This window comes from Pseudomonas sp. CLCA07 (genome assembly GCF_053615335.1).
Map to the genome: position 1 here is coordinate 553832 of NZ_CM132131.1, position 24608 is coordinate 578439.

Genomic DNA, 24608 nt, shown 5'->3' on the forward strand with positions numbered 1-24608 from the left:
TTTTTAATGGTGACGCTGCTCAACGACATGTCGAGTACCTTTAGCGTTCCAGATCAACTAGGCGCGTGGTAGGACCGTCGGCTTTCAGACGTTCAGAGACAACTTTCGGCCATAAGTTGCGGGAGCGGCGTTTGGCGAGGCTGTAGGTGAGTTCTTGAATGCGACAGGTGGGATAGAAGCAAAGATCGAGTACTAAGCCCAGTACATCGATGCCACGTAAAAAATTCTTGCCTCCGCTTTCTTGCTTCGCGTGTTTTATCCGTTCCAGTGTTTGCTTGAAGCTGTCGCTCATTTTGGTTCGCACGGATAGTTGGCTTTTTACAAATGTATCCGACTCACTGTGATTACCGTGCTCGTCGAACCAGGGGCCATTGTTCATATAGGAGCGGATGTACTCCCAAAAGCCTTTCTGCATCGCCAATGATTTACCGAGCGGTGAGCCGAGGCTGACCATCAGTGCCGTATCCGGGGTTTGAAATTTCCAAACCTGAATTTCCAGCGATGCGCTTTGCATGCCGCCGATGTGGGGGCCGACTAGTTGAAACTCATTGGCTACGGCAGAGATGCCTTCCCACGGAGTGTGGAACAGTTCGCCGTCGTGATCGAAATATACTTCGCGGGTGCGACGGTTAAACAGAATAGGTAGCGGTAGCGGTCGTAGAGTTTCCCATAGAAATGGCACTACAAATAGCGGAGTACATATTGAAAGCATTATGAAAAGCCCCTCAACTTCACCGCTGTGTACAAGACTGACAAGTCCAAGCCCGATTCCTGCGACCCCACCAATACCGCCCAACACACCCGTCATCAGCCCTCGGCAAGAATCACCTCCTGATTGCAACGCCAAGTAATGCTCGGTGTGTTCATCGGTAATAAATAGCTCCATCGGCTGTTCGCCAGTGGACTTGTTCGCTTCAAGCGCGACGATGGGCGTAGAACTATAACGTGGTGCTTCTGGCATATTCATATCCATGCTCGTTCCATGATTTTTACTGCTGGCAGCGTCAGCCCTTCTTGTGGGGAATAGATCAACTCGCCTTCGATACGCTTCAAGTCCCGCACTCCGTTCTCATGGTACACACGGCGATAAGGAGTGATGCCAACGGGTACAGGAATGCGACTGCCACTATGTAGAGCAAAGTCTTTGCCCGTCCATTCGACCTTTTTAATTTGCTCCGAGTGATAGCCGAGCGTATCACCCCACACTTCGATGCCCTTGAAGTGAATCATCGTGTCGGGCAACGGTACGTTTTCACCCGGCAGTTTCAGCATCAGATAGGTGGAGGTGACCTGTCCTTGGTAGGGATGCATTTCCGCCAGCCGGCGAGCATCAAAACTGATCGGAAACAAAATGGGGTACAGCTTCTCCATGGACAGGGTGTAGCTGTTCGACCAAGTGTCGTCTGGACTAATCCCAAAACGGCTGTTTTTTACCCACTGTTCCAGAGGCGAGTCTGCTGTATAGAGCCGGGCAATAACCCCGGTAACAATCACCAAGGTGAGGCCAAGTATTTTTATGGCCACATGCGGTGCAACATTCATCCCCCCCGCAATGGCTGCAGCCTTACCGATCATCACGGCGACTTGTGCGGCACGGTAAGCCCGGAAAAGTTTTACATAGAGCACGATGCCGGCCAGTTCGGCGCTGGCGATAGCCAAATTCGTCGCCATGGTGTCGAAATCGCCTTTTTGGTACGCCTCAAAGGCTTCTATCCCATAGATCACAACGTCGAACGCCAACACAGCAACCTGCGCCCCCGCGGTAATCGCTGCGCGCCCCAAAGTTTTAATCAACATTAGTCTTGATGAGACTGAAAATTTCCCGGTCTGGCGGACAGCCATTTCCCAATTAACTTCACCGACTCGCTGCCACACAGCTGCGCCTGCCGCACCAACTCCAAATGCAGCCCCGACTGCGGCAAAGCCATTTTTTACCGTTTTCTTATCAACAAATGCACTACCGGACGAAGCAAAATTCACCCCCGCCACCAACGTCACAATGGACTTGATCGGCGCCTTACTCAGCGCACTTTTCAACTCAAACACACTGCTCAACTCAACATTCGCCGCCAGATTCACCGGCAACGGTGGCAACTTGGTACTAGCTGGCACCAGGTGCATGAAGGGGATACCGTCAGCCACCCCGCTGGCCACCGGTGCAACGTTCAAAGCAGCAGGCAATGTCTGGCGTGTCCCCATCAAATCGCTGAACCACTCGCCCATTTGGCGCGGTGTGACGCCGGAGGTCTGGATGCGTTGGTCGCTGCGGGCAAGGGCTGCCGCCATGTACACCCGCCCGACTGCGCTGGTGGCATTGTCCGCCTGATGCAATTGCAGCGCCGCGACGGGGGCGATGGCCAGAAATAGCGCTTCGAGACTGGATGCAGGCTTGTGTTGCTTCAGTTTGTCGGCGGTTTTGTTCAGCGCATCGGCATAACCGAACGCTCTGGCGAGTTTGCTGGCGCCATCTTGCACAGCCGCCTGGTTATCGCGGGCCACATCACTGAAGTCCACAAGGTATTTGATTTCTCCAACACCCAGCCGTAACGGCAACCCAAGCAACGCCCAAAGCAACCATGGCTTACCGGCCCTGTCACCATCCAGACTGAGGGTAATGGCCTCGGCCCCGACACTGGTGCTGGCCGGTCCGAGGCAGGCTTCAGCAAAATGCAGTTCCAATGCCTCACGGGCAATCGCCTGAGTAATGTCGAAATGACCGCAAGCCGTGTCCATGCTCGACGGACCGAAGATTTGCAGGGTGTTGAACCACGCCACCCAGAGTTGGGCCAGGCGCCGCGTGTCGGCGGTGTACCGATCATTCTGGATGTCTTGATCTTTCCATGCCCGCTGGAGTTCGTCATAGCGAGTGATAGACGGCAGTTGTGCACTCAGTTGCCGGTCGCCTTCGCTCAGTGACTTGAGGACACTGGCCATCGCCCACTTTTCTGCGTGATGTTCCTGATAACTGTCAAACCCAGCCTTGCGAGCACGCATCAACGCGGCAAGGTCGAGCAGCACGCCCCAGGCATCATCAATGACCGCGTAAGTCTGTTGTTCGCAGCGCGCCATCTGCTTGCGTACTTTCAACCAGTCGGGCGCGTGCTCCGTTTCAGGCTGAGCGCTCCAGCCATACAGTGTCGCATCGGTGTATTCGCCAATCTGCTTGGCTTGGGTGTCGACCTTTCCGCTGAACGGTGCAACACCCGGCACAAAACTGCGCATGATGCGTTGGCGCACGGCAGTGTCCGTTTTAGTGGCCAGATACTGCGGCTCACTCCAACGAATGGGCGACCAAACCAATCCGGCAGGATCGCCCGCTCTCAACACCAAGTGAGGTTTGACCCGATCATCAATGACCTTGCCAGCACGGGCCGTTTGCTTGAACTGAGCCGCCTCGACCTGAAACTCCACCAACCTGGGCGGGTTGCTTTCCCAGACGTACAACCAACCATCGCGCAGTAAGCGGCAGGTGTAATTCAGCGAGTGTTGGCTCAAGTCAGGATGACGGGGCCCGAGTTCGGGAAAGTGGCCCTCCAGCGCAGGCAAATCATAGGCACTGGTATCGACAGCGGTTGTTGGACCGAGGGCATATCGAAGTGGCAAAACGGCGGCGAAAATCGGGCAGGTTCCGAAGCGCGCGGGATCGGGGGTGCTCATGTATTGTGCTCCATGCAGGCTGGCAGGCTGAGGGCCTGCAAAAGCGCCTCGGGCAGGGTGATTTGTGCGGTCACCCCGTTATTGGCCGGCGCCAAGTCGTATTCAGCCCTTTCGTTTTTCCAAGCGCACACCGCCGAATCCGAATGCCGTAACCAGACGCTATCAACGCCACACCAGAAACCTGCCGGCCACTGCGCGCCTGCCATCCAGGCACGGTTCAGTGCGGGACCATCGGCCAGACGTAACCAGAACTCCCGTTGCTGTTGATCAAAAATACGCAAGCGACGTTGCAGAACCGGAAGCAGTTGTTGGGCACTTTTAGAAGTGGCCAACCACACTCCTCGCTGCAAATCCCTACCGCCCCACCACGCGGTATAGGCGACAGTACCCAATGAGGCATTCAGTAAAAATGGCCCCGCCCCGGCAATCGGTTCGTACGCCGTACCTTTGAACAGCGATTGGGGAGTGTCCGGGCCGTAGTGTTCGCCAAGCCAATCGATAGCGTCGTCATACTGAGCGCCATCCAGTAAAAGCAGGCCCTTTTCCATAGTTTCGGCGGTCATGCTTGAGCCTCCTCGGCGTCCTGAGTCTCTTGAGCGGCATCACACACCGGACAAATCCCCGTGCTGGCTTCACGAAACACGATGTTTTGTTTGAGCAGGGTTTCGCTGGGAAGGGTGTTAATGACCAAGACTTCGGCTGCAAGGGGATTCGCTGACAGCGCTGGTAGCGCTGACACACCGGCCACCGGCGCCCCACCCTGAACAATGGCCACGCTGCTGAAAATCCCGGCGGCGTTGATCACGATGTGCTGACCGCCACACTCAATCGTCAAGCTCGAATCGCCCTTGATCACCACATGGGCAGCAGTGATATGCGCGTGCGGCCCGGCCTGAATCACCAGCGTGCCTTCTGCCGTCGTGCTGCTGTTGCCGCTGATGGTGATCAGTTCATTGCCGCCAATCACGGTGTTGCGCGAACCTTCGGTGGTGTGCAACTCGTCGCCCTTGATCAGGCTGGCGCTGTGATGGTCGACCTGTTCGAAGCGGTCGTTGCTGATCAGGCTGTGGCTGTCACGGGTGATCTGTTCGCGGCGGTCGTTACCAATGTTGGTATCGCTGTCGTTGAGGATCAGTTGTTCGAGGTCGCGTTGGGCGCGCAGGTAGATTTTCTCCTGCCCCGCGCGGTCTTCAAGCGACAGTTCGTTGTAACCACCGCTGTACGGGGAGCTTTGGCTGCGCAAGACGGTTTTGGTTTTGTTTTCGGGCAAGGGGTATGGCACCGCATTGACCTTGTTCGGCGCGCACCCGGTAATGAACGGATGATCGGGATCGCCGTCCAGAAAGGTGACGACGACTTCCATGCCGACACGCGGAATCGTCATCGCGCCGAAATGTGGACCCGCCCAGTGCGTCGAGACGCGCAGCCAGCAACTGCTTTTTTCACTGTTGAGTTCGGCCCGGTCCCACGGCAGTTCGACCTTCACGCGACCATATTCATCACAGTAGATCTCTTCGCCGGCAGGTCCGGTGACGCGGGCGGTCTGGCTCACCAGCAGCGTTTTGCGTGAGCGCATCGGCGGCCGGTAAATCACGTCCCATGGCAGGACGCTGAAGCGGTTGCGATAGCCTTGGGTAAAGCCGTCTGCGGGTTGGACGTCGCTGGTGATGGCCTCTTCCAGTGACTGAGGCTGTTTTCCGCAGTGCGTCACGCTGAGCAACAGCCACAAGTCGTTGCAGGCTTTGCGGGGGTGATCGGTCAGGTCAAAAAAGTGCCCACTGCGCAGGCTCGGCTGATCGCTCCGACCCTCGATCAACTGGTAATCGGCACGGTGCCGCTCCAGGGCCTGGCGCACGAGCTGTTTGCCGCGCTGTTCGTTATCGATCAAAGCCCGGTAACGGTAGTCTTCAAGCTCAGGAGTGAACTCGGCCGTGAAGCGGTTTTCCAGCAGCAGATTCGGGCGTTGGAAGTCGTAGTGCCGGCGCGTGGTGGTGCTGGGGCGGGTGCTGAAGCGCATCGAGAACTGGCTGACGACCGGTTCGTCAGCCACCATGCCGGAGTCTGGTTGATAAGCGGTTTCGCCCAGTTTGGGAAACCAGGTCTGGTCGTCGGTGAACACCAGCACATGGCCTTGCGGTGAATGCTGGTAATGCCACGCGATGCCGTCTTCGGCGCACAGGCGCTGGACCAGCTCGTAATCACTTTCCCCATACTGCGTGCAGTACTCGCGCTCGGGGCTGGTACTGACATGGAAGGTAAACGCATCGGCCTGTATGCCGTGACCTTTGAGCACCTGAGCAATGATTTGCGGCACGGTCAGGTGCTGGAAAATCCGTTGGTCGTAGCTGAACTGCAGATAGTGCAGCGCGGGCACCAGGGTCAGTTGATAGCGGGTCAGGCGTTTGCCGGACTCACCGACGAGCACGCCTTCGATGCGGCCATGAAGACCTTCGCCGTGATGACCGAACTCTAGAAAGGCGGGCTGGCTGAGCAGGCTCTCGAGATCGACATCCGGGTTTTCGCTGACCAACTCGACCTGGATCGCGTACAAGGCGCTGATGGCCTCGACACCGTCGAAGGCGAGGACTTTGAAATCGTTGCGAACCGTGGGGATGTGCAGCGCGAAATGCGCCGTGTTGGCCGAGCCGAACATACGCTTATCCTTAAGCAAAGAGGAAATGAAGCGCGATGTCCAAACCGTCCATGGTCTGTGCACGCGAAATGGGCGCGCACGGTACCAACGGGGGGCAATGAATTGATGCCGGACAACTCCGCATAACGCGTAAGAGATTTCCGCAACTCAAAATATTGCTTCAACTAACGAGAGGGGCAGTAAAACAGATGAGGAGGTTGCAGAAAGTAGGTTTGCGCGATCCGCAAAATAGCGATCGATAAGCCGAGGTGTTGCCCCCGATACATCGGGGTCTCCCCACACTTAGTTGAGGCGCGTCACATCCGCCAGCGAGTTCGGTGAACGCAGAACAGAACCCAACTCAACCTTGCTCTTCACCCCCAGCTGCAAATAGCAGTTGCGTAGATAGGTGCGCACGGTCGCGGGGCTCAAGCCCAGAATTTTGGCAATTTCCTTATAGGAGTGACCCGCGGCAAACAACATCGCCGCCGTCCGCTCCCGTGGCGCCAGCACGACCCCACGCGACTGGGTTTCAAGGGACAAAATGACGTGCCTGGCATTCGGGCTGAGGGTCAGCGCACAGCGTCCCAGGCGTATGACGCACGGCGCTTTTTCCAACTGACCGATCACCTGCGTCGGCAGTATCGACCCGCTCCACCCCGGCACTTCGCGCTGGATCGCCGCGCACAGGCTGGCGCCCACGTACAGCAGCGTGCCGTCCATGCGCGCAACCCCGAAGTCGCTGGCACCGTTACCGGTGTCGATTCGGATCATGTCTTGCACCTGGAATCGCCACAGCTGCAACAGGTGGTCGCAGAACGCGGAAAACAAAGCGGCCTCACTGTCGTTGAATGCCGGTGCCTGTTCACCGCGATAGAGGCAGACAAAGAACATCAAACCGCTTTCGGGCAACTCGAAGGTGATGCACATCGGGTGGTAGAGGTCGTGACGGCGAGCGAATGCGTCGACCTCTTCATGGGGATCGGTGAAGCCGCTGTCGCGCACCACGGCGCCCGGTTGGCTCAAGGTGTCATGGGAGAATTTGTCGCTGCCCGCGCTCTTGTGCCATTCAGCGGCAAACGATTCGGGCAGATCGATGCGCCCGTGCATCCAGCTTTTCGGCGCCGCATGGGCGTCCGACGTGGACATCTCTCCCCACCACGCCGAAGCAAACGGCACCAGTGGGCGAAAGGCTTGCAGCCCGTCTTCGATGAATTGCGAGGCACCGCGCTCCCGAGCCAGTCGCCCGAGGTGCAATACGCAATGATTGAATGCCTTGAGCATCGCCATCGACGGTGTGGCGCCGACCTCATTACCCTCCTCCATCAATTTGATCCTGTTGGCTGCGTGGCATTTTTTTCGACCATGCCACAAGGTCAGTGATGGCGTCCACAAGCCCCGTATTCATGCACAAACCGGCAACAGTGTTTGTCCTTCTGGCCGCTGTTTGAGGCAAGGACTACCCCCTAGCATCGTCCCTACCCCGTGAGCATTCAGCACGAACTCACAAGGTGAAAAACGGACGATCAAACCGGTCGCCCAGCCATCCTCAAACGATACGGTGAACACCATGAAACTTTCGAATATCGTGATCCTGCTGGCATTCGCCAGTGTCGGTGCACCAGCCTTCGCCGACGATAACAGCTCAACGGCCGCAACCGCCAAGACCCCGGTTGAAACCTATACCTACGACACCCACCTCGACATCAAACGCGTTATCAGCGTGACAGACGTGGGCGACCAGTGCGGTCCGGTGTCGGCGCAAATGACGTATGAAGACTCTCACGGTCAGCAACACGTCCTTGAGTATCAAGTCATGGGGACCGGGTGTTCGAACGGTTGAGCAACGTGCAGACGATGGAGGGTCGACACTCCATACCGGCGGCACTGGCGATTATCTGTTTTTCGTTGAGCTCACGATCTTTTCATCGCAGGCCAGCAAGACCGGAATGTAATCCTTGAGAAAATCCACCCAGGTCTTGATTTTCGCATCGACGAACTTGCGTGATGGATAGATGGCAAAGACATTCAGCTCTTCAAAATGATACTCAGGCAACACCCGCACCAACCTCCCCGCTCTCAAACCGTCCACGGCAGACGCAATCGGTTGAATGCCGATGCCCATTCCGTTGCTGATCGCGACCGTCATCGCATCGGCGGTATTGACGTGAAACGGCGACAACGGTGTGTTCACCGTCTCCACGCCTTCAGGCCCTTCAAATATCCAGTTTTCTGCCGGCATCACGGTGTTCACAATCCTCAGGCAATCATGTGCGCCCAGTGCACCTGGCGCGTCGGGAACGCCGCGTTTCTTCAGGTATGCCGGTGAGGCGCAGAGAATGCTGTAGGTAACGCCGAGCCGCTGGGCGACGAAGCCTGAATCGGGTAAATCCCGCGCCAACACAATCGACATGTCATAGCCTTCTTCCAGCAAGTCCGGCAGCCGATTGGTCAGGGTCAAATCAAACATGACCGAAGGATGCGTCTCTCTGTACCGGGCGATGGCGTTGATCACGTAGTGATTGCCAACGGCTGACATCGCATGAATTTTCAGCCGGCCCACGGGCCTGGTTTGAGCGGTCCCGGCTTCCTCGTCGGCTTCACGCATCTCCTCAATGATCTTCTCGCAGCGTTGCAAATAGCGCAGGCCCGCTTCGGTCAGGGCCAGGCGCCGGGTCGTGCGGTTGATCAGGCGCGTTTGCAGCCGTGCCTCCAGGCTGGAAACCGCTTTGGAAATGTTGGTGGTCGAGGTGTCCAGCATCACCGCTGCGGCCGTGAAGCTGCCGCTCTGGGCCACCGCGATGAAACAACGCATGGTTTGGAAAACGTCCATCGGTTTTGCCTCAGCGCACAATTGACCCATCAAAAAAAAGCGGCGGCCTGAGATCAGGCCGCCGCGCTAGCATGGGTTACCTTTTGCCCGGGATAAAGCCCGGGATACCGGTTTCCACCACCGAGTTGAAGCGCACTCGGGTCGTGATGTCCTCCTTGATCTCAAGCATCGCCCGGTGCGGCAGCGTGGCAATGTCAAAGTTTTCCTGAATATGGCTCAGTGTTGCAGACGTGGTCAGAAACGCCACACCACGCTGCACCGACCAGGCCAAGGCGACTTGCGCCGGGGTTCTCTGCACGTGTTTCGCGATGCCGGTAAGCACCGGATCTTCCAGCACCGCAGGCTGCATGCCATGGCCGAGGGGTGCAAAGGCGAGGACGATGATCCCATGCTGTTTGCAGAACTCCAGCAGTTCCCATTCCGGCAGATAAGGGTGGGATTCCACCTGCACCACGGCAGGTTTTATCCGCGCCACTTCAACAATCGCCCGCAACGCCTCCAAGGTGATATCCGACAAGCCGATGGACTTGCAGCGCCCTTCATCCACCAGCTGTTCAAGCGCCCGCCATGTCTCGAGCAAGGTCACGCCCGAGTCGTAAATCATATGGCCGAACGGGTCTCTTGGTTCCTGGTCATCGCCGGGTTGAAAGGCAAACGGCGTATGGATCAGGTAGCAATCAATGTAATCCACCTGAAGTCGGCGGCAACTGGCCTCGAAGGCCGGCAACACCCGCTCCGGGCGATGGTTGGTGTTCCACAGTTTGGTGGTAATGAACAAGTCCTCGCGCCCGGCCTTGCCCGTGTCGAGGAAGGCCTTGAGCGCCACGCCCACCGCCTCTTCGTTGCGATAACGCTCGGCACAATCGAAATGGCGAAAACCTGTTTCTAGCGCCTGTGTGACTGCTTGGGTCGTGACGCTGAGGTCGCGGAATAACGTGCCAAAGCCAACGGCCGGCATCTCGGCCGAGCCGTGGTTCAGCGCAAATTTTGTCTCGCGAAGTTCATCGTGAAAGGCTTCGTAGGTCATGTCTTTACTCCACTCTCTGAGGCCGCAGCCTTTACTGATATGAACGTTTGGATTCTTCGCGACTGGCCACTCGTTGCTCAAACACGCCGACGGAATTGCCGCCGAGGGCGACAAACAGCTGAACGGTGTCGAGGTACTGCGCGGTCTTCACCCTGATCTGCCCCAACAACGCCTGTTCATAGGCGCGCTCCGCTTCCAGCACCTGGAGAATGCTGTTCTCCCCTTGGGCGTACGCTTGCTGGTTCAAGCGAAAACTGCTGTCGGCGGCGCGCAATGCGTCTTCCTGGGCGAGGTTTTCTTCGGCGTCATGGTTGATGGCTTGCAGCGTGTCAGCGACCTGACCGAACGATGTAATGACGGTCTGCTGGTAGTCAGCGAGCGATGCGTTGTAACCATCGACCGCAGCCTGGCGTTCAGCCTTGAGGGTTCCGCCGTTGAAGATCGGCCCCGCCACCCCGACGGCGAAGCCCCAGAGCGCGGCGCCGCCGTTGCCTGCCGCCGACTGTGCGAGAAACGCAGAAAGCTCCACATGCGGATAGAGGTTGGCGGTTGCGACTCCGACGGCGGCGCTGGCCATGTGCAGTTGCGCCTCGGCTTGCAGCACGTCCGGCCGGGTGTGGGCCATTTCCGAAGGCAGACTGACGGGGACATTGGCCGGCAACGCAAATTCACTCAGGTCGAAGTCCGGCGCGATCCAGTCAGCCGGGCCTTTGCCCGTCAGGATCGACAGCGCATGCCGTGCCGAATCACGCTGCTGAGCGAGGGGCGGCAACAGCGTGCGGTCCTGCGCAAGCCGGGTTTCGGCCAGCGATACATCGATCTGCGTGGTGCTGCCATTGAGGTGCGCCATGCGCACCAGTTCGAGGTTCTTGGTGTCAATGGCCAGCAGTTTTTCCACGGCGTGCATCTGTGCGTTCGCCGAGGCCATCAACAACGCCTGGCTGGCGACATTCCCCGTCAGGGTCAGGTACGCCGCTTCGTAGCGATGTGTCTGAAAGGCCGTCAGCGCTTCCTGTTGTTCGACCTGGCGCTTGTTACCGCCGAATACGTCCAGGTCGAAGCCGACGCGTGGCCCGATGGCATAGAAGTTGGAAACGACGGGGGCACGACTGTTGTGCGTACGCACTCGGCCGGCCTGAGCGGCAAAATCGACTTGCGGATACAGCGCCCCCTGCGCCGCCGCGACGGAGGACGCCGCTTGGCGGATCGTGGCATCGGCAGCGACGAGCTCCAGATTGCCATCGATTGCTCGGCGCACAATGTTGTCGAGCTTGGGCGAACGAAACGCAGTCCACCAATCGCCATTGACCTTCTTGCCAAGGTCGATGCGCTGGCCAAGACGCTGCTCGGCTTGCTGATCGTAGTGCTGCGACTGGCTGGGTGCAGGCATTTGGTAATCGGGGCCGACCGTACAAGCGGCCAGGAACAAAAGCACCGACACCGCACCGAACGTGGTGTTGAACAGCTGTCTGTTGAGGAAGCGCGCATTGGATTTCATCAGGCAAACTCCACGAAAACTAGTTGGTCGCAACGGGCTTGCGAAGAAAGATCACCAGTGGGCTGACCACCAGCATCGCGAACATCAAAATCTTGAATTGGCCGACCACACCGATAAACGCCGCCTGGCCGGTGATCATTTCGTTGAGCCCCGCCATGGCTTGCAGGGACGTCGCCGCCGAATGCGCCGCCGCGCCATAGGGCGTCAGGTTACTGGCCAGCGCCATGTGCATGGCGTGGGTGTTGTTGAAGAAATACAACTGCACGATCGCAACGCCGAGGGTGCTGCCGTACACACGCGACAGATTGAAAAGACCGGTGCCTTCCGGGCGCAGCGTCGGGTCGAGCGTGCTGAACGCGACCTTGGTCAGCGACGGCATCAACATGCCGATGCCGATGCCCTGAATTGCGCCAGCCACTGCCACCGGCGACCAGTCCATCAGCGGCGAATAGCCGAGCATCAGCCAGTTGGCATACACCACGATGGCCACGCCCGTCGCCACGAACAGCCGACGGTCGAAACGCTCCGGAACACGGCCCATCAACAGAAACGCACCGACCAGTCCTATACCGCGCGGTATGGTCAGCGAACCGGTGGTGTCAGGCGGGTAGCCGAGGATTTCATCGAGCATCGGCGACGTCAGCGCCATGGTCGACAGCAACACGAAACCCACCGCGAAGAAGATCACCGTCGATAGCACGAAGTTGCGGTCGTTGAACAAACGCTTGTTGAGGAAATGCACCTTCGCGGTCAACACATGCACCACGAACAGGTACAGCCCAAGTGCACAGCCGATCGCTTCCAGCCAGATTTCGGTCGAGGCAAACCAGTCCAGGCGTTCACCGCGATCGAGCATCATTTGCAGGCTGATCAGCCCCAGCGTGAAAGTGCCGAAACCAAAGAAGTCGAACGCTGGACGTTTCTCGGCCTTCTTCTCGGTCAGCAACAGTGCGATCACCAGGAAGATGTACGCCGACAGCGGCAGGCTGATGTAGAAGATCGGGCGCCAGCCGAAATGCTCGGCGACCCAGCCGCCGATGCTCGGGCCGCTGACGATGCCCAGGAGCACGATGGCCGTCCACGTCGCGCCGAACTTCGCGCGTTTCTCCAGTGGCAACGTTTCCAGGGCAATCGCCATCGACAGCGGCGCCAGCACGCCACTCGCCAGGCCCTGGATAATGCGCGCACCGATAAACTCCAGCGGCGTCGATGCCAGGGTGGCGAGCACCAGGCCCAGGACGAACACGGCCAGCGCGGTTTGATAGACCCGCTTCAAGCCGTAACGCCCGGCCAGCCATTGCGCAATCGGCATCGTGATCGCACTGGCCGCGAGGTACGCGGTGAAGATCCATCCGGCCTGGTCGTCGGTCATCGACATACTGCCCTGGATCAAACGGAGGACGGCATTGGGCAAAGGCAGGTTCGCCGATTGCATATAAGTCGCGAGCAATGCGGCAAACCTTAATGAGCCCGCAGGCCCAGCAAGGTTGGTGTTCATCAGAAGGCTCCTGCGGTCATCAGCGCTTTGAGCGGATGCCACCATGGCGTGCGGTGCCCGGTATCGACCTTGACCGTGGCGCTGATCCCCGAATAGAGCGGCATCTGCGGGTCGAGCTCATCGAGTTCGAGGCGCACGGGCACCCGTTGCACAACCTTGACCCAGTTGCCGGTGGCGTTTTCCGGCGGCAGCAAGGCGAAGTCCGATCCGGCACCGGGACTCATGCTGACCACGTGGGCTTTGAATTCGTGATCAGGGTAGGTATCGAGGTGAATGGTCGCGGCCTGACCCGGGTGCATGTGCGTCACCTCCGTTTCGCGGAAGTTGGCTTCTACCCACACCTGGCGATCGGACAGCAGCGCAAAGGCCGGTGCGCCGTTGTTCACAAAATTGCCTACCTGCAAATCATCGACCTTGGCGACGATGCCATCGTCCGGCGCATACACCGTGGCGTACGAGAGGTAGAGCTGCGCTTCATCAAGCTGCGCCTTGGCCTCACGAACGGCCGGGTGGCTGTCGACGTCGATGTTCGGATTGCCGCTCAAGGCAACCACCGTGCTGGCGATCTGTTGTTCGATGGAGGCTATTCGTTGGCGTGACACTTTCAGGTCGGTGTCGGCGCGCTCATAAATCGACTTCGACACGAACTCGGAAGCGACCAGCGCCTTCTTGCGGCCAAATTCCTTTTGATCGAAATCAGCCGACTCTTTGGCCGATTGCAGTTCAGCCTGTTGCTGCCGGTAGCTGGCCTTGAGCCCATCGATACGCAGCCGCGCGACGCTCAGCTGGGCTTGCGCGCGGTCAACGGCGATCTGCAACGGTTTGGGATCGATGCGGAACAACACCTGGCCCTTGCGAACCGACTGGTTGTCCTCGACTGCGATTTCGATGACTTGGCCCGACGTGCGTGCATTGATCGATGCCTGAGCCACTCTGGCGTAGGCGTTATCGGTCGAGATGTAAGGCTCACCGGCGACATAGTGTGCGTACCCAACCGCTGCGAAGAGCGTCGGTACACCCACCATCAGCAATGGCCGCACGGTCTCTTTAAGGTTTTTTTTGCTGGGCGTGCCGGTCGGGTTCGTCCCTGGGTGCTCAAAGGTTTGTGAAGCTGGAATATCGAACTGTTTAGTCATGATCGAAAACACCTTTAACCGGGAAGTCAGGGGCTAATACCCATAAAAAACAGCCATACCGTGCGCAGTCAGAAGGATCGCTCCGCCGCACCCTGTTTCGTCGCCGCTATACCCAGTTCGAGCTCCGCTACAACAAACTTCAAATTCAGGAACTTCTGATTCCTTAATTTTGTGCGATGGTGTAAGAATATGCCTCGACCCACCTTCGCACAAGGATTTTGTACGCCATGGCACAAAATAAGATTACGCAAGGAAAAGGCCGCGGACGCCCCCGCGCCTATGACCCACAGACCGCGCTGCAGCAAGCGCTTGGGGTGTTTTGGAGTACCGGCTATTCCGCCGCGTCGCTGGACAGCATCGCCACGGCAGCGGGCATGAATCGCCCGAGCCTGTATGCCGCGTTCGGTGACAAACACGCGCTCTATATCAAGGCGCTTGAGCAGTATTGGGAATTCGCCGCTGCCGACATGCATGAGGCGCTGACCGACACCCAGCTGACCTTGAGCGAGGCGTTGATGCGTTTCTATGAGGGGCAGTTATCGATCTATTTTTCGGGAGACGGCCAACCCCGTGGCTGTTTTGCGATCGGCACGGCAACCACTGAAGCCGTCGAGGATGTGGAAATCCGTGAGGTCCTGTCGGACCGTCTCAGTCGACTCGACGCCGATCTCGAAGCGCGTCTGCGAACGGCCATTACTGCTGGCGAACTCAAAGACGACGTCGACCCGGCAGCCCTCGCGGTGCTCGCCTCCTCCCTGCTGCACAGCATTTCGATCCGGGCACGGGCAGGCAAATCCCGAGAGGAACTGACCGAACTGGCCCGCAACGCGGTCAACGTTATCTGCGGTTGAGAGGCGGTATGGCAGGTGAAGGACTTGAAGACATACTGGCCGATCAGCTCGACGTGATTTTCTGCGGGATCAATCCGGGCATGACGGCCGCCGCCCAAGGGCATCACTTTGCGGGCCGGGGCAATCGCTTCTGGCGCACCCTCCATCTCGCCGGGTTTACGCCCGAGCAAGTGCGCCCGGAAAACGACCGGACGATTTTGCAGTACCGCTGTGGTTTGACCGCCGTGGTCGACCGGCCCACGGCGCGCGCAGATCAGCTGTCGTTGCACGAGTTCATCGCCGCCGCTGCGGACTTTGAACAAAAGATCCTGCACTACGCACCCCACTTCGTAGCGTTTCTCGGCAAAGCCGCGTACTGCGCGTTATCCGGCCAGCGAGATATTGCCTGGGGGCTTCAACCCGACACCTTCGGCAACGCCAAGGTATGGGTCTTGCCCAACCCGAGCGGGCGAAATCTTGCATTCACGCTTGATCAACTGGTGAGCGCGTATCGCCAACTCCATCAAAACTTGCACAAATCGACAGTAGGCTAAGCTAAGGATCAGCTTCTTGCGCACGATGCTCGCTCCGGCAGGGTTTGGGTTTTTCTGAAGAGCGTCTGCAACAGCTATTTCAGACTGGCCCACACTATTCACGCAGGACTGACGTGATGACCGAGCCCCTCCTCAGCTTTGATGAATTGAAGCGTGCCGCCGTGTCCGGCGAAATCGATACCGTACTGGTCTGCATGGTCGACATGCAGGGACGCCTGGTCGGCAAGCGATTCCAGGTCGAGTTTTTTATCGACAGCGGCCATGAAGAAACCCACTGCTGCAACTACCTGCTGGCCGACGACATCGACATGGAACCCGTGCCGGGTTACGCCGCCGCCAGCTGGAGCAAAGGCTATGGCGACTTTGTGCTCAAGCCCGACATGTCCACCTTGCGCCGGGTGCCGTGGCTGGAGTGCACGGCGCTGGTGCTCTGCGACGTGCTCGATCACCACCATCGACGCGATTTGCCGCACAGCCCGCGGGCGATCCTGAAGAAGCAGATCGAACGCCTGCGCGAGCGTGGCTATACCGGCATGTTCGCCTCGGAACTGGAGTTCTATCTGTTCGACGAGAGCTACGAGGCCATCCACGAGCGCAACTACCACAAGCCAAAAACCGCCGGCCATTACATCGAGGATTACAACATCCTGCAGACCACCCGCGAAGAGCCGGTGCTGCGGGCGATTCGCAAGCATCTGCAGGCCAGCGGCATTCCCGTGGAAAACTCCAAGGGTGAATGGGGTCCCGGACAGGAAGAGATCAACATCCGCTACGCCGATGCGCTGACCATGGCCGACCACCACGTCATCATCAAACACGCCTGCAAAGAGATCGCGCAACTGCAAGGCAAGGCGATCACCTTCATGGCCAAGTGGCGCTATGACGCCGCCGGTTCCAGTAGCCACATTCATAATTCGCTGTGGGACAAGAACGGTAAAAAGCCGTTGTTCTTCGATGCCAAGGCCGAATTCGGCATGTCGACACTGATGCGTTCCTGGGTCGCAGGGCAACTCAAGTACGCCAACGACATCACCTGTTTTCTCGCGCCCTACATCAACTCGTACAAGCGCTTCCAGGCCGGCACGTTTGCGCCGACGCGGGCGGTATGGAGTCGGGACAATCGCACCGCCGGCTTTCGTCTGTGTGCCGAAAGCAGCAAATCCATCCGCATCGAATGCCGCATCGGCGGCGCCGACCTCAACCCGTATCTGGCCTTCGCAGCCCTGATCGCAGCGGGCCTGGCCGGGATCGACGAGAAGCTCACCCTCACACCGCCCTTTGAAGGCGACGCCTACCTCGATGAACACTTGCCGGAAGTCTCCAAGACCTTGCGCGAAGCCTGCGCCGCACTCCAGACCTCCGCCATGTTGCGCGAAGCATTCGGGGACGAGGTGATCGACCACTACGTGCACACCGCCGAATGGGAGCAGAAAGAGTACGACCGGCGGATCACCGACTGGGAACTGCAGCGCGGCTTTGAACGTTATTGAGGTCACCATGACGGCAACCATTCAACTCATCTCCCCGGTCGATGGCCGGGTATACGCCGAACGCCACTACGCCGACGCGACGCAAATCGAACAGGCTCTGACGGTGGCCGCCACCGCCCAAGCGCAATGGAAACGCCGGCCACTGAGCGAACGTGCCGCTTTTTGCAGTGCGGTGGTGGACGCGATGCTGGCGATGAAGGCTGACATCGTGCCGGAACTGGCCTGGCAAATGGGTCGCCCGGTGCACTTTGGCGCGGGCGAGCTGCGCGGTTTTGAAGAGCGCGCCCGGCATATGATCGCCATTGCGCCTGAAGCCTTGGCGTCGGTTGAGCCCACCCCGGTCAGCGGTTTTCGACGGCACATCCAACGTGATCCACTGGGTACGGTGCTGGTGGTCGCACCGTGGAATTACCCCTACCTGACCGCCGTGAATACGATCATTCCAGCGCTGATGGCCGGCAACAGCGTCATCCTCAAACACGCGTCGCAAACGTTGCTGGTGGGTGAACGGTTCGCCGAGGCCATGGCCCGCGCCAACCTGCCCGCCGGTCTGTTTCACAACCTGCTGCTCGATCACAACCAGACCGCCGCAATCATTGGCTCCGGACGTGTTCATCAAGTCAATTTCACCGGTTCCGTCGGTGCCGGCAAGGCCATGGAAACCGCAGCCACCGGGCGCTTCCTCGGCGTCGGCCTGGAGCTCGGCGGCAAAGACCCGGCCTACGTGCGCGCAGATGCCAATCTCGACCATGCAGTAGAAAACCTGGTGGATGGCAGCTTCTTCAATTCCGGTCAGAGCTGCTGCGCCATCGAACGCATTTACGTCGACAAGAAAATCTACCCAGCTTTCATCGAGCGTTTCGCTGCCCTGACCCGCCAATACGTGCTCGGCAACCCACTGGACGAAGCCACCACGCTCGGCCCCTTGGTCACCCCGGCAGCCGCTGATTTCGTACGCGGTCAGATCGCCGAAGCGCTGGCCCAAGGTGCCAAGGCACTGATTGAACCCCAAGCATTTCCCGCTGACGTACCGGGCAGCGCCTACCTCGCGCCGCAGGTCCTGGTCGATGTCACTCACCACATGTCGGTCATGCGCGAGGAAAGCTTTGGTCCCGTGGTCGGCATCATGCCGGTGGACGGCGACGACGAAGCCATCGCCTTGATGAATGACAGCGAGTTCGGGCTCAGCGCCTCGATCTGGACCCAGGACCTTGCCGCCGCTGAACGCCTGGGTAATGAGATCGACACTGGCACCGTATTCATGAACCGCTGCGACTACCTAGACCCGGCCTTGGCCTGGACCGGGGTGAAAAACAGCGGGCGCGGCGTCACCCTGTCGCGCCTCGGTTACGAACACCTGACCCGCGCCAAATCCTTCCATTTGCGCCACGAGATTTGAGCCATGAGCCTGACCGCGAACTGGAATTACCCCACAAGCATCCGCTTTGGTGTCGGCCGCATCGCCGAACTCGCCGACACCTGCCGCAGCCAAGGAATCGAGCGCCCGCTGCTGGTCACCGACAGTGGCCTGGCGCGTGCGCCGATGACCATCGCCACCCTGGAAGCCCTGCGCACCGCCGGCCTGGGCGTCGAATTATTTTGCGACCTCAAGCCCAACCCGGTCGAAGCCAACCTCGCCGGCGGCCTCGACGCCTGGCGCGCCGGCAACCACGATGGCGTGATCGCCTTCGGTGGCGGCAGTGGCCTGGACATGGGCAAACTCATCGCCTTCATGAGCGGCCAGACTCGGCCGGTCTGGGATTTCGAAGACATCGGCGACTACTGGACCCGTGCCGACGAAAGCCGCATCGCCCCGGTGATTGCGGTGCCGACCACGGCGGGCACGGGGTCGGAAGTGGGCCGTGCAGCGGTGATCATCGACGAGGCCACCCACACCAAACGCATCATCTTCCACCCGAAAATGATGCCGCGCGTGGTCATCAGCGACCCGGCCCTGAGCGTCGGCATGCCAGCAAAAGTCACCGCCGGCACCGGCATGGACGCCTTGGCCCATTGCCTGGAAGCCTACTGCGCCCCCGGTTTCCACCCCCTGGCCGACGGCATCGCCGTGGAAGGCATGCGCCTGGTGGCCAACGCACTGGTGCGCGCCGTGCACACGCCGTCCGACCTTGATGCGCGCGCGCACATGCTCGCGGCGGCGGCGATGGGCGCCACCGCGTTCCAGAAAGGACTGGGCGGGATGCATGCCCTTTCGCATCCGGTGGGCGCGCTGTATGACACCCATCACGGCATGACCAATGCGACCTTCATGCCCTACGTTCTCAAATTCAATCGCCCGGCCATCGAAGAACGCATCACGCGCCTGGCTGCCTATTTGCGCCTGCCCTCCCCCGGCTTCGACAGTTTCCTGGCCTTCATCCTCAAACTGCGCAAAGACATCGGCGTGCCTCACACGCTGGTGCAGTTGGGGGTGGATGACCAACAGGCCGACCTGATCGCGGACATGGCCGTTGTCGACCCTTCCGCCAGCGGCAATCCGTTGCCATTGACGAAGGCCGGTGCGGCAGAGATTTTCGACGCGGCGTATCACGGCCGCCTTTAGAGCAGTTGACTGCCTGTGCTCAACATTTGAATGCAGCGCACGGGCAGGTTGTACCGGTTGGAGACAGGAGCAGTACGACAAGGGGTTGAAGGCCAGCCCGTCCGGCATTCCGGATGGATGCGTATCAAAACCTGATGGGGCACACAACATGAATCCAGCAATCCAGCCCGGCACTGACGCGCCGCATGACGATGACGTCAAAGTGCTGCACAGCATGGGCTACGCCCAGCAGCTGTCGCGACGAATGGGCGTTTTCTCCAACTTTGCGATTTCCTTTTCAATCATCTGCATCCTCTCCGGGGGCATCAACTCCCTCGCCCAGGGCACCTCCGGCGCAGGCGGCGCCTCCATCGGCATCGGCTGGCCAATCGGCTGCCTGATCTCCGGGGTGTTCGCCATGGCCATGGCGCAGATTTCCTCGGCGTATCCCACCGCGGGCGGTCTGTATCACTGGGGTTCGATTCTCGGCAACCGCTTCACCGGCTGGCTCACCGCGTGGTTCAACCTGTTGGGGTTGGTCACAGTATTGGGAGCGATCAACGTCGGTACTTACTACTTCTTTTTCGGTGCCTTCGGACCGGCGCTGGGCATGGAAGACACGACCACGGTCCGGGTGATTTTCCTCGCGGTGCTGACCGGTCTTCAGGCCTTGTGTAACCACTTGGGGATCGGCCTGACCGCCAAGCTCACCGACTTCTCCGGCTACCTGATTTTCGCCACGGCGCTGGCGCTGACCATCGTCTGCCTGATCTCGGCACCCAGTTATGAATTCGCGCGGTTGTGGACCTTCAGCAACTACTCCGGCGAGGCGGGTGGCAGCGTCTGGCCGCAGGTGTCGAACGGCTGGATTTTCATGCTCGGCCTGCTGTTGCCGATCTACACCATCACCGGCTATGACGCCTCCGCGCACACCTCGGAAGAGACCCGCAATGCCGCCATGTCAGTGCCACGCGGCATGGTCATGTCGGTGGTCTGGTCGTTGCTGTTCGGCTGGGTGATGCTCAGCTCGTTTGTGCTGATGCTGCCAAGCATGGATGAAGCCGCGTCACATGGCTGGACCGTGTTTTTCTGGGCGATGGACACTCAGGTCAACCCAACCGTGAAGCTCGCGCTGTACGTGGCGATTTTCATCTCGCAGTTTCTCTGCGGGCTGGCGACCGTGACCTCGGTTTCACGGATGATCTTCGCGTTCTCCCGTGACGGCGGCCTGCCCTGCTCCAAAGCGCTGGCCTCGGTCTCACCAACCTTTCGCAGCCCGGTGGCAGCGATCTGGACCGGTGCCACCCTCGCGGTGTTGTTCGTCTGGGGCTCATCGGTGATCTCGATCGGTGAAACGCCGGTCTACACCATCGTGGTGTCCTGCACAGTGATCTTCCTGTTCTTCTCCTTCGTCATCCCCATCGTGCTGGGCCTGTTTACCTTCGGGACCGCGAAGTGGCCAACCATGGGCCCGTGGAACATGGGGCGCTTCTGGTACACCGTGTTCGCCCTGCTCTCAGTGCTTTCGATGGTGATCATTTTCATCATCGGCATTCAGCCACCGAATGATTGGGCGCTGTACATCACCATTGGTTTCCTGGTGCTGACGGCGATTGTCTGGTTCGGTTTTGAAGCCCGGCGCTTCCAGGGGCCGCCGGTGGGCGACATGATTGTCCAGCGCCAGGCGCAAATCGCAGCGGCTGAGGCGGCGTTGGATAAACGCGCTTGAAGCGGATAGCTGAAGCTGCACGCAACCCGTAGCAGCTGGCGAAGCCTGCGTCGGCCGGTCCGCGCTCGGGCGTAGCAGTCGTAAAACCTGAGTTTGCGGTCTTCCTGAAACACCGCATCGTCTGATTTCACGACTGCTTTGCAGCCGGACGCAGGCTTCGCCAGCTGCTACAGAAATTGCGTAACTCATGAGAGAGCTTGCCCCCTCACCACAGGACAGCGGTTACACGGAGGGCTCAACTTTATCCAGCACCCGGTTCGCCGTAATCTCCGCCACCATGATGCTGTTGGAAATGCCCAACAACGCATAGCGCGACTCCCCCTCCAGATGATCCACCAACTGATGAATCATCACATCGACCGATGCCAGCGTCTCGACCAAAAATACGGCCAGGGTTTCGGCAGTGGCTTCTGGGTCCACGGAAAACAGAGTACTGCGCGTTCGCTTGGTGGCTTTGATGTCGGCGTTCGACGGGAAGTGGAAGTTGAGGGCGCGTTCGGCGGCCTCGTTGAGTTTTTTTGAATCGGATTCGTACGGGGACACTGGATCGGTGTCTGGTGGGTTGGGCGTTACTTTGAACATAGTGTGGTCTCCAAAAAAATGGAGCCGTCACCAACTTGCGACTAAACAAGGGGTGGCAGCTGTACGCAGGTTAGTCGACCGGGGAGACGCGAAACCGGCGCGCCCGAAGGCGCCCTGCGCACAGCTGCCATCAAGCGCAGGTATGGAAAATACCTGACTGTCTGGACCGCAAAATGCGCCTCACGTAACCACGGGCGACTAAACCCGATCACTGATGGGCAGTGACGGGAATCAAGTTACCGAGCAGCACCAAGGCGCACAAGCCGGCGGATTCTGGCGTAGCCGTAGGCAAACGCGCAAGGTCTTGTAGCTTTCAGGACGTAACCTTGAGGTCGTTTAAACACGCCCCTCAAGAGTTGTTGAATGAGCTGACACGCTCGTCCTACAAGCGATGAAAGCTGGGAAAGCCTCCAGGAAGCCACTGTCGTATTTATAAGGGTGATCGTCGCGAGTGTGTTGGCAGCGTCGTCTATTGAGTCATTTACCTGATTCGAATAACAGCAGTTTTTGCTAACCCCCGTGAATAAACGATGTGGATTTCTTGTTAAGTACAGCCAACAAATTTAATCCTGACCAATATAGCCATTGTTGCGAATATGCTGAGAGTAATCTGCATGCCAGCCACAAGTCTCGGATTATCGGGTTTGTTTAATTCTAGAAGCGACAGAAATTTGCTTGGCTTTGTTTCTGTTGGACTTCTTTTGTAATCTTGTAATGAGCGCCAGATTTCGAGCGCGGCCACTTGGGACGCCATGATCAGCCGACAGTTCAGCAATGAAAATAATAAATACACGATAGCAAGTCCGATCAGTAATTCGGTTGGAGGTTTAGTCGATGCCCACGCGAAAGCTACTGCTGCTGCAGTGATAGCTTGATAATAACCCCAAAATTTGTGCGCTTGATCTAAGGAGTATCGGAAATATGAAATCGCATCAGACAGTTCCATTTTTCTCCTTTGTTACTAATAATTTATTCCAAGGTCGACCTTTTAAGCTCCTGAGTTAAGTCTCCACGCTCCAACGCCACCACAGCAAGTGCTAAAAGCCATTTCTCTAATGCGATGTGCGTTTTTTCTGAGAGCGAGCCCTTCGATTCCGACACTTATAGAAGAGTGTAGATGGTATAAAAATTAATGCATACCCATGTCCCCACAGTGCTCCCGCCCATCACGAGAGCCGCAATAGAAAGCTCGATTAATACCGATAAGTTGCCTGCACTGAAATTCCATTCGCACTGTTTTCGTAGCTGGCACTGTATTCAGGTTGAAGACCGGTGTTGTTCGACTGCTTTACTGAGACTTTGGAATCCCAGAGATAACCATAAGCAAAGTCTATCGTCAGATCGGCATTCGGCGAATAAGCGCCACCCAAGGTCACGGCTTGGCGATTCCCAACCGGAACGCGCACGCTGCGATCGGCATTTCTAATCGGCGACGGATCATAGGCGTAGCCTGCACGCAGCAGCCATTGTTGGTTCAATTGCCAGGATGCGCCAACTGCGGTGGACCAAGTGTCGTGCCAGTTCATTTCTTCGGTCACACTTCCCAGACCAGCCGCCTGACCCAAGGGGGAAAGACCGCTGTTGACTGCCTCGACCTTCTTGATCCGGCTCCAACGTTTCCAGGTGGTCCCCACGTATCCCGTCCAGCGACTATTGAAATGATGGGTGATAGACGTGTCCACGGATTCGGGCATAGTGATGTCTATCTTGTTGTCATAATTTCCGTCCAGCGGTACAACGCTCGGGGAGCCGGTAACCTCAGTATGCCCTTTGAGTTCATAGCTCACCTTCGAGTGATAGTTAATCCCCCAACGGGTCGCATCACTCAAATCAAACAAGACGCCGACGTTGTAGCCAAGTGCCGTGTCATCGCCTTTGATGGTAACCAGTGTGTCCTGGCCGTTGTTCAGGGCGCCGGTGGCCAGGTAATTCTGAAGCTTTGCATTGAAACGGTTTATGGTCGGTCCGCCACCAATGGACACGTAATCATTGATCCGATAGGCAATGGTGGGCTGCAGGGTTATTTCCTTGGTCGTGCTATAGGAACCATGGTAACGGCCCTGAAAACTGCTCTCGTAATCATTGATCAGACCACTCGGAGCATAAAGGCCCAGACCAATCGAAAAACGATCGTCAAGCGGCGTCGACATATAGGCGAAGGGCACAACCCCCAAAGGGACCGAGTCGCCCTTATTCGTTCCTGGGGCACTGCTTTGCGCATTGCTAATGTCGTCGCTCACCGAGACGACCGCGGCGCCGCCGGAAATCTCACTACGCTTCAACTTGGTCAAGCCTGCAGGATTTCCAAAGATAGTGCTGGCATCCAGCGCGGAAGACGACCTTCCCGCATAAGCAGTTCCCGCACTGCTTGCACTTTGTTCGTTCAGGGCAATGCCATTGGCGCCCGCAGTTGTTGAAGCGGTGAGTATGGCTACAGCGCCGGCAAACTTGATCCAGGAAGTAAACCCTTGTTGATCAAAGAAACACAGGATCGCGCGGTTATTCACTTTCATTGTCCACACCTTATTCTTTTTGTTGGTTGCACACAGGCAAGGCTTCGCCTTCCCATGCACATCTCAGTGCCAGTTGGAGTTGATCGA

General features: G+C 58.3%; 20 protein-coding genes. 7 read left to right on the forward strand and 13 right to left on the reverse strand.

Going from position 1 to position 24608, the window contains the following annotated elements; all coding sequences use genetic code 11:
- Window positions 1-40: 40 nt before the first annotated feature.
- The 5 genes from ACWGZX_RS02615 to ACWGZX_RS02635 form a co-directional block, all read right to left on the reverse strand.
- Window positions 41-973 (reverse strand): hypothetical protein, encoded by a 933-nt coding sequence (locus ACWGZX_RS02615; protein WP_452627172.1) that lies wholly within the window; start codon window positions 971-973, stop codon window positions 41-43.
- The gene (locus tag ACWGZX_RS02620) at window positions 964-3657 is read right to left on the reverse strand and encodes a toxin VasX (RefSeq protein ID WP_452627173.1); all 2694 of its coding nucleotides are present in this window, start codon (window positions 3655-3657) and stop codon (window positions 964-966) included. Before ACWGZX_RS02620 ends, ACWGZX_RS02615 begins: the two co-directional genes overlap by 10 nt.
- On the reverse strand, window positions 3654-4220 hold the full coding sequence (locus tag ACWGZX_RS02625; RefSeq protein WP_452627174.1) for a DUF4123 domain-containing protein: 567 nt from the start codon (window positions 4218-4220) through the stop codon (window positions 3654-3656). The genes ACWGZX_RS02620 and ACWGZX_RS02625 overlap by 4 nt, the downstream gene beginning before the upstream one ends.
- Entirely contained in the window at window positions 4217-6310 is a 2094-nt protein-coding gene (tssI, locus tag ACWGZX_RS02630; protein WP_452627175.1) for a type VI secretion system tip protein TssI/VgrG, read from the reverse strand. Before tssI ends, ACWGZX_RS02625 begins: the two co-directional genes overlap by 4 nt.
- A gap of 282 nt (window positions 6311-6592) precedes the next feature.
- Window positions 6593-7615 carry a helix-turn-helix transcriptional regulator gene (locus ACWGZX_RS02635; RefSeq protein ID WP_452627176.1) on the reverse strand — a complete coding sequence of 341 codons (1023 nt, stop codon included), beginning with the start codon at window positions 7613-7615 and terminating at the stop codon, window positions 6593-6595.
- Between the two features lie 244 nt (window positions 7616-7859).
- Here ACWGZX_RS02635 and ACWGZX_RS02640 point away from each other — a divergent pair, with 244 nt between their 5' ends.
- Entirely contained in the window at window positions 7860-8132 is a 273-nt protein-coding gene (locus ACWGZX_RS02640; protein ID WP_452627177.1) for a DUF2790 domain-containing protein, read from the forward strand.
- A gap of 51 nt (window positions 8133-8183) precedes the next feature.
- Here the strand turns inward: ACWGZX_RS02640 and ACWGZX_RS02645 are convergent, their stop codons facing one another.
- The 5 genes from ACWGZX_RS02645 to ACWGZX_RS02665 all read right to left on the reverse strand — a co-directional run bounded on the left by ACWGZX_RS02645 (window position 8184) and on the right by ACWGZX_RS02665 (window position 14281).
- The gene (locus ACWGZX_RS02645) at window positions 8184-9122 is read right to left on the reverse strand and encodes a LysR family transcriptional regulator (RefSeq protein WP_452628956.1); all 939 of its coding nucleotides are present in this window, start codon (window positions 9120-9122) and stop codon (window positions 8184-8186) included.
- 76 nt (window positions 9123-9198) lie between these two features.
- Window positions 9199-10149, reverse strand: coding sequence for an aldo/keto reductase (locus tag ACWGZX_RS02650; RefSeq protein ID WP_452627178.1), 951 nt, complete (start codon window positions 10147-10149; stop codon window positions 9199-9201).
- Between the two features lie 31 nt (window positions 10150-10180).
- Complete coding sequence (locus ACWGZX_RS02655; RefSeq protein ID WP_452627179.1) at window positions 10181-11647, reverse strand: efflux transporter outer membrane subunit; 1467 nt, start codon at window positions 11645-11647, stop codon at window positions 10181-10183.
- 19 nt (window positions 11648-11666) lie between these two features.
- On the reverse strand, window positions 11667-13145 hold the full coding sequence (locus tag ACWGZX_RS02660) for a DHA2 family efflux MFS transporter permease subunit (RefSeq protein ID WP_452627180.1): 1479 nt from the start codon (window positions 13143-13145) through the stop codon (window positions 11667-11669).
- Window positions 13145-14281: an HlyD family secretion protein gene (locus tag ACWGZX_RS02665; RefSeq protein ID WP_452627181.1), complete on the reverse strand. Its 1137-nt coding sequence runs from the start codon at window positions 14279-14281 to the stop codon at window positions 13145-13147. The genes ACWGZX_RS02660 and ACWGZX_RS02665 overlap by 1 nt, the downstream gene beginning before the upstream one ends.
- A 227-nt stretch (window positions 14282-14508) precedes the next feature.
- Here ACWGZX_RS02665 and ACWGZX_RS02670 point away from each other — a divergent pair, with 227 nt between their 5' ends.
- From ACWGZX_RS02670 to ACWGZX_RS02695, 6 genes are all read left to right on the forward strand, one after another.
- Window positions 14509-15132 (forward strand): TetR/AcrR family transcriptional regulator, encoded by a 624-nt coding sequence (locus ACWGZX_RS02670; protein ID WP_452627182.1) that lies wholly within the window; start codon window positions 14509-14511, stop codon window positions 15130-15132.
- Window positions 15133-15140: 8 nt separating this feature from the next.
- The gene (gene mug, locus ACWGZX_RS02675; RefSeq protein WP_452627183.1) at window positions 15141-15665 is read left to right on the forward strand and encodes a G/U mismatch-specific DNA glycosylase; all 525 of its coding nucleotides are present in this window, start codon (window positions 15141-15143) and stop codon (window positions 15663-15665) included.
- Window positions 15666-15781: 116 nt separating this feature from the next.
- Entirely contained in the window at window positions 15782-17155 is a 1374-nt protein-coding gene (locus ACWGZX_RS02680; protein ID WP_452627184.1) for a glutamine synthetase family protein, read from the forward strand.
- A gap of 7 nt (window positions 17156-17162) precedes the next feature.
- Window positions 17163-18554, forward strand: coding sequence for an aldehyde dehydrogenase family protein (locus tag ACWGZX_RS02685; protein ID WP_452627185.1), 1392 nt, complete (start codon window positions 17163-17165; stop codon window positions 18552-18554).
- 3 nt (window positions 18555-18557) lie between these two features.
- On the forward strand, window positions 18558-19718 hold the full coding sequence (locus ACWGZX_RS02690) for an iron-containing alcohol dehydrogenase (RefSeq protein ID WP_223517692.1): 1161 nt from the start codon (window positions 18558-18560) through the stop codon (window positions 19716-19718).
- 148 nt (window positions 19719-19866) lie between these two features.
- Window positions 19867-21426, forward strand: coding sequence for an amino acid permease (locus ACWGZX_RS02695; protein WP_452627186.1), 1560 nt, complete (start codon window positions 19867-19869; stop codon window positions 21424-21426).
- Between the two features lie 222 nt (window positions 21427-21648).
- Here ACWGZX_RS02695 and ACWGZX_RS02700 read toward each other — a convergent pair whose 3' ends face one another.
- The 3 genes from ACWGZX_RS02700 to ACWGZX_RS02710 all read right to left on the reverse strand — a co-directional run bounded on the left by ACWGZX_RS02700 (window position 21649) and on the right by ACWGZX_RS02710 (window position 24521).
- Entirely contained in the window at window positions 21649-22008 is a 360-nt protein-coding gene (locus ACWGZX_RS02700; RefSeq protein ID WP_452627187.1) for a DUF6124 family protein, read from the reverse strand.
- Between the two features lie 544 nt (window positions 22009-22552).
- Window positions 22553-22954: a hypothetical protein gene (locus tag ACWGZX_RS02705; RefSeq protein WP_452627188.1), complete on the reverse strand. Its 402-nt coding sequence runs from the start codon at window positions 22952-22954 to the stop codon at window positions 22553-22555.
- 247 nt (window positions 22955-23201) lie between these two features.
- Window positions 23202-24521 carry an outer membrane protein transport protein gene (locus ACWGZX_RS02710; protein ID WP_452627189.1) on the reverse strand — a complete coding sequence of 440 codons (1320 nt, stop codon included), beginning with the start codon at window positions 24519-24521 and terminating at the stop codon, window positions 23202-23204.
- Window positions 24522-24608 lie beyond the last annotated feature (87 nt).

Excerpts from the sequence above, each read along its gene's own strand:
- mug (WP_452627183.1), top strand. The coding sequence starts at position 15,141 with ATGGCAGGTGAAGGACTTGAAGACATACTGGCCGATCAGCTCGACGTG.
- ACWGZX_RS02700 (WP_452627187.1), bottom strand. The coding sequence starts at position 22,008 with ATGTTCAAAGTAACGCCCAACCCACCAGACACCGATCCAGTGTCCCCG.
- ACWGZX_RS02690 (WP_223517692.1), top strand. The coding sequence starts at position 18,558 with ATGAGCCTGACCGCGAACTGGAATTACCCCACAAGCATCCGCTTTGGT.
- ACWGZX_RS02645 (WP_452628956.1), bottom strand. The coding sequence starts at position 9,122 with ATGGACGTTTTCCAAACCATGCGTTGTTTCATCGCGGTGGCCCAGAGC.
- ACWGZX_RS02680 (WP_452627184.1), top strand. The coding sequence starts at position 15,782 with ATGACCGAGCCCCTCCTCAGCTTTGATGAATTGAAGCGTGCCGCCGTG.
- ACWGZX_RS02695 (WP_452627186.1), top strand. The coding sequence starts at position 19,867 with ATGAATCCAGCAATCCAGCCCGGCACTGACGCGCCGCATGACGATGAC.
- ACWGZX_RS02650 (WP_452627178.1), bottom strand. The coding sequence starts at position 10,149 with ATGACCTACGAAGCCTTTCACGATGAACTTCGCGAGACAAAATTTGCG.
- ACWGZX_RS02710 (WP_452627189.1), bottom strand. The coding sequence starts at position 24,521 with ATGAAAGTGAATAACCGCGCGATCCTGTGTTTCTTTGATCAACAAGGG.
- ACWGZX_RS02620 (WP_452627173.1), bottom strand. The coding sequence starts at position 3,657 with ATGAGCACCCCCGATCCCGCGCGCTTCGGAACCTGCCCGATTTTCGCC.
- ACWGZX_RS02670 (WP_452627182.1), top strand. The coding sequence starts at position 14,509 with ATGGCACAAAATAAGATTACGCAAGGAAAAGGCCGCGGACGCCCCCGC.
- ACWGZX_RS02705 (WP_452627188.1), bottom strand. The coding sequence starts at position 22,954 with ATGGAACTGTCTGATGCGATTTCATATTTCCGATACTCCTTAGATCAA.
- ACWGZX_RS02615 (WP_452627172.1), bottom strand. The coding sequence starts at position 973 with ATGGATATGAATATGCCAGAAGCACCACGTTATAGTTCTACGCCCATC.
- ACWGZX_RS02625 (WP_452627174.1), bottom strand. The coding sequence starts at position 4,220 with ATGACCGCCGAAACTATGGAAAAGGGCCTGCTTTTACTGGATGGCGCT.
- ACWGZX_RS02685 (WP_452627185.1), top strand. The coding sequence starts at position 17,163 with ATGACGGCAACCATTCAACTCATCTCCCCGGTCGATGGCCGGGTATAC.
- ACWGZX_RS02660 (WP_452627180.1), bottom strand. The coding sequence starts at position 13,145 with ATGAACACCAACCTTGCTGGGCCTGCGGGCTCATTAAGGTTTGCCGCA.
- tssI (WP_452627175.1), bottom strand. The coding sequence starts at position 6,310 with ATGTTCGGCTCGGCCAACACGGCGCATTTCGCGCTGCACATCCCCACG.
- ACWGZX_RS02655 (WP_452627179.1), bottom strand. The coding sequence starts at position 11,647 with ATGAAATCCAATGCGCGCTTCCTCAACAGACAGCTGTTCAACACCACG.
- ACWGZX_RS02665 (WP_452627181.1), bottom strand. The coding sequence starts at position 14,281 with ATGACTAAACAGTTCGATATTCCAGCTTCACAAACCTTTGAGCACCCA.
- ACWGZX_RS02635 (WP_452627176.1), bottom strand. The coding sequence starts at position 7,615 with ATGGAGGAGGGTAATGAGGTCGGCGCCACACCGTCGATGGCGATGCTC.
- ACWGZX_RS02640 (WP_452627177.1), top strand. The coding sequence starts at position 7,860 with ATGAAACTTTCGAATATCGTGATCCTGCTGGCATTCGCCAGTGTCGGT.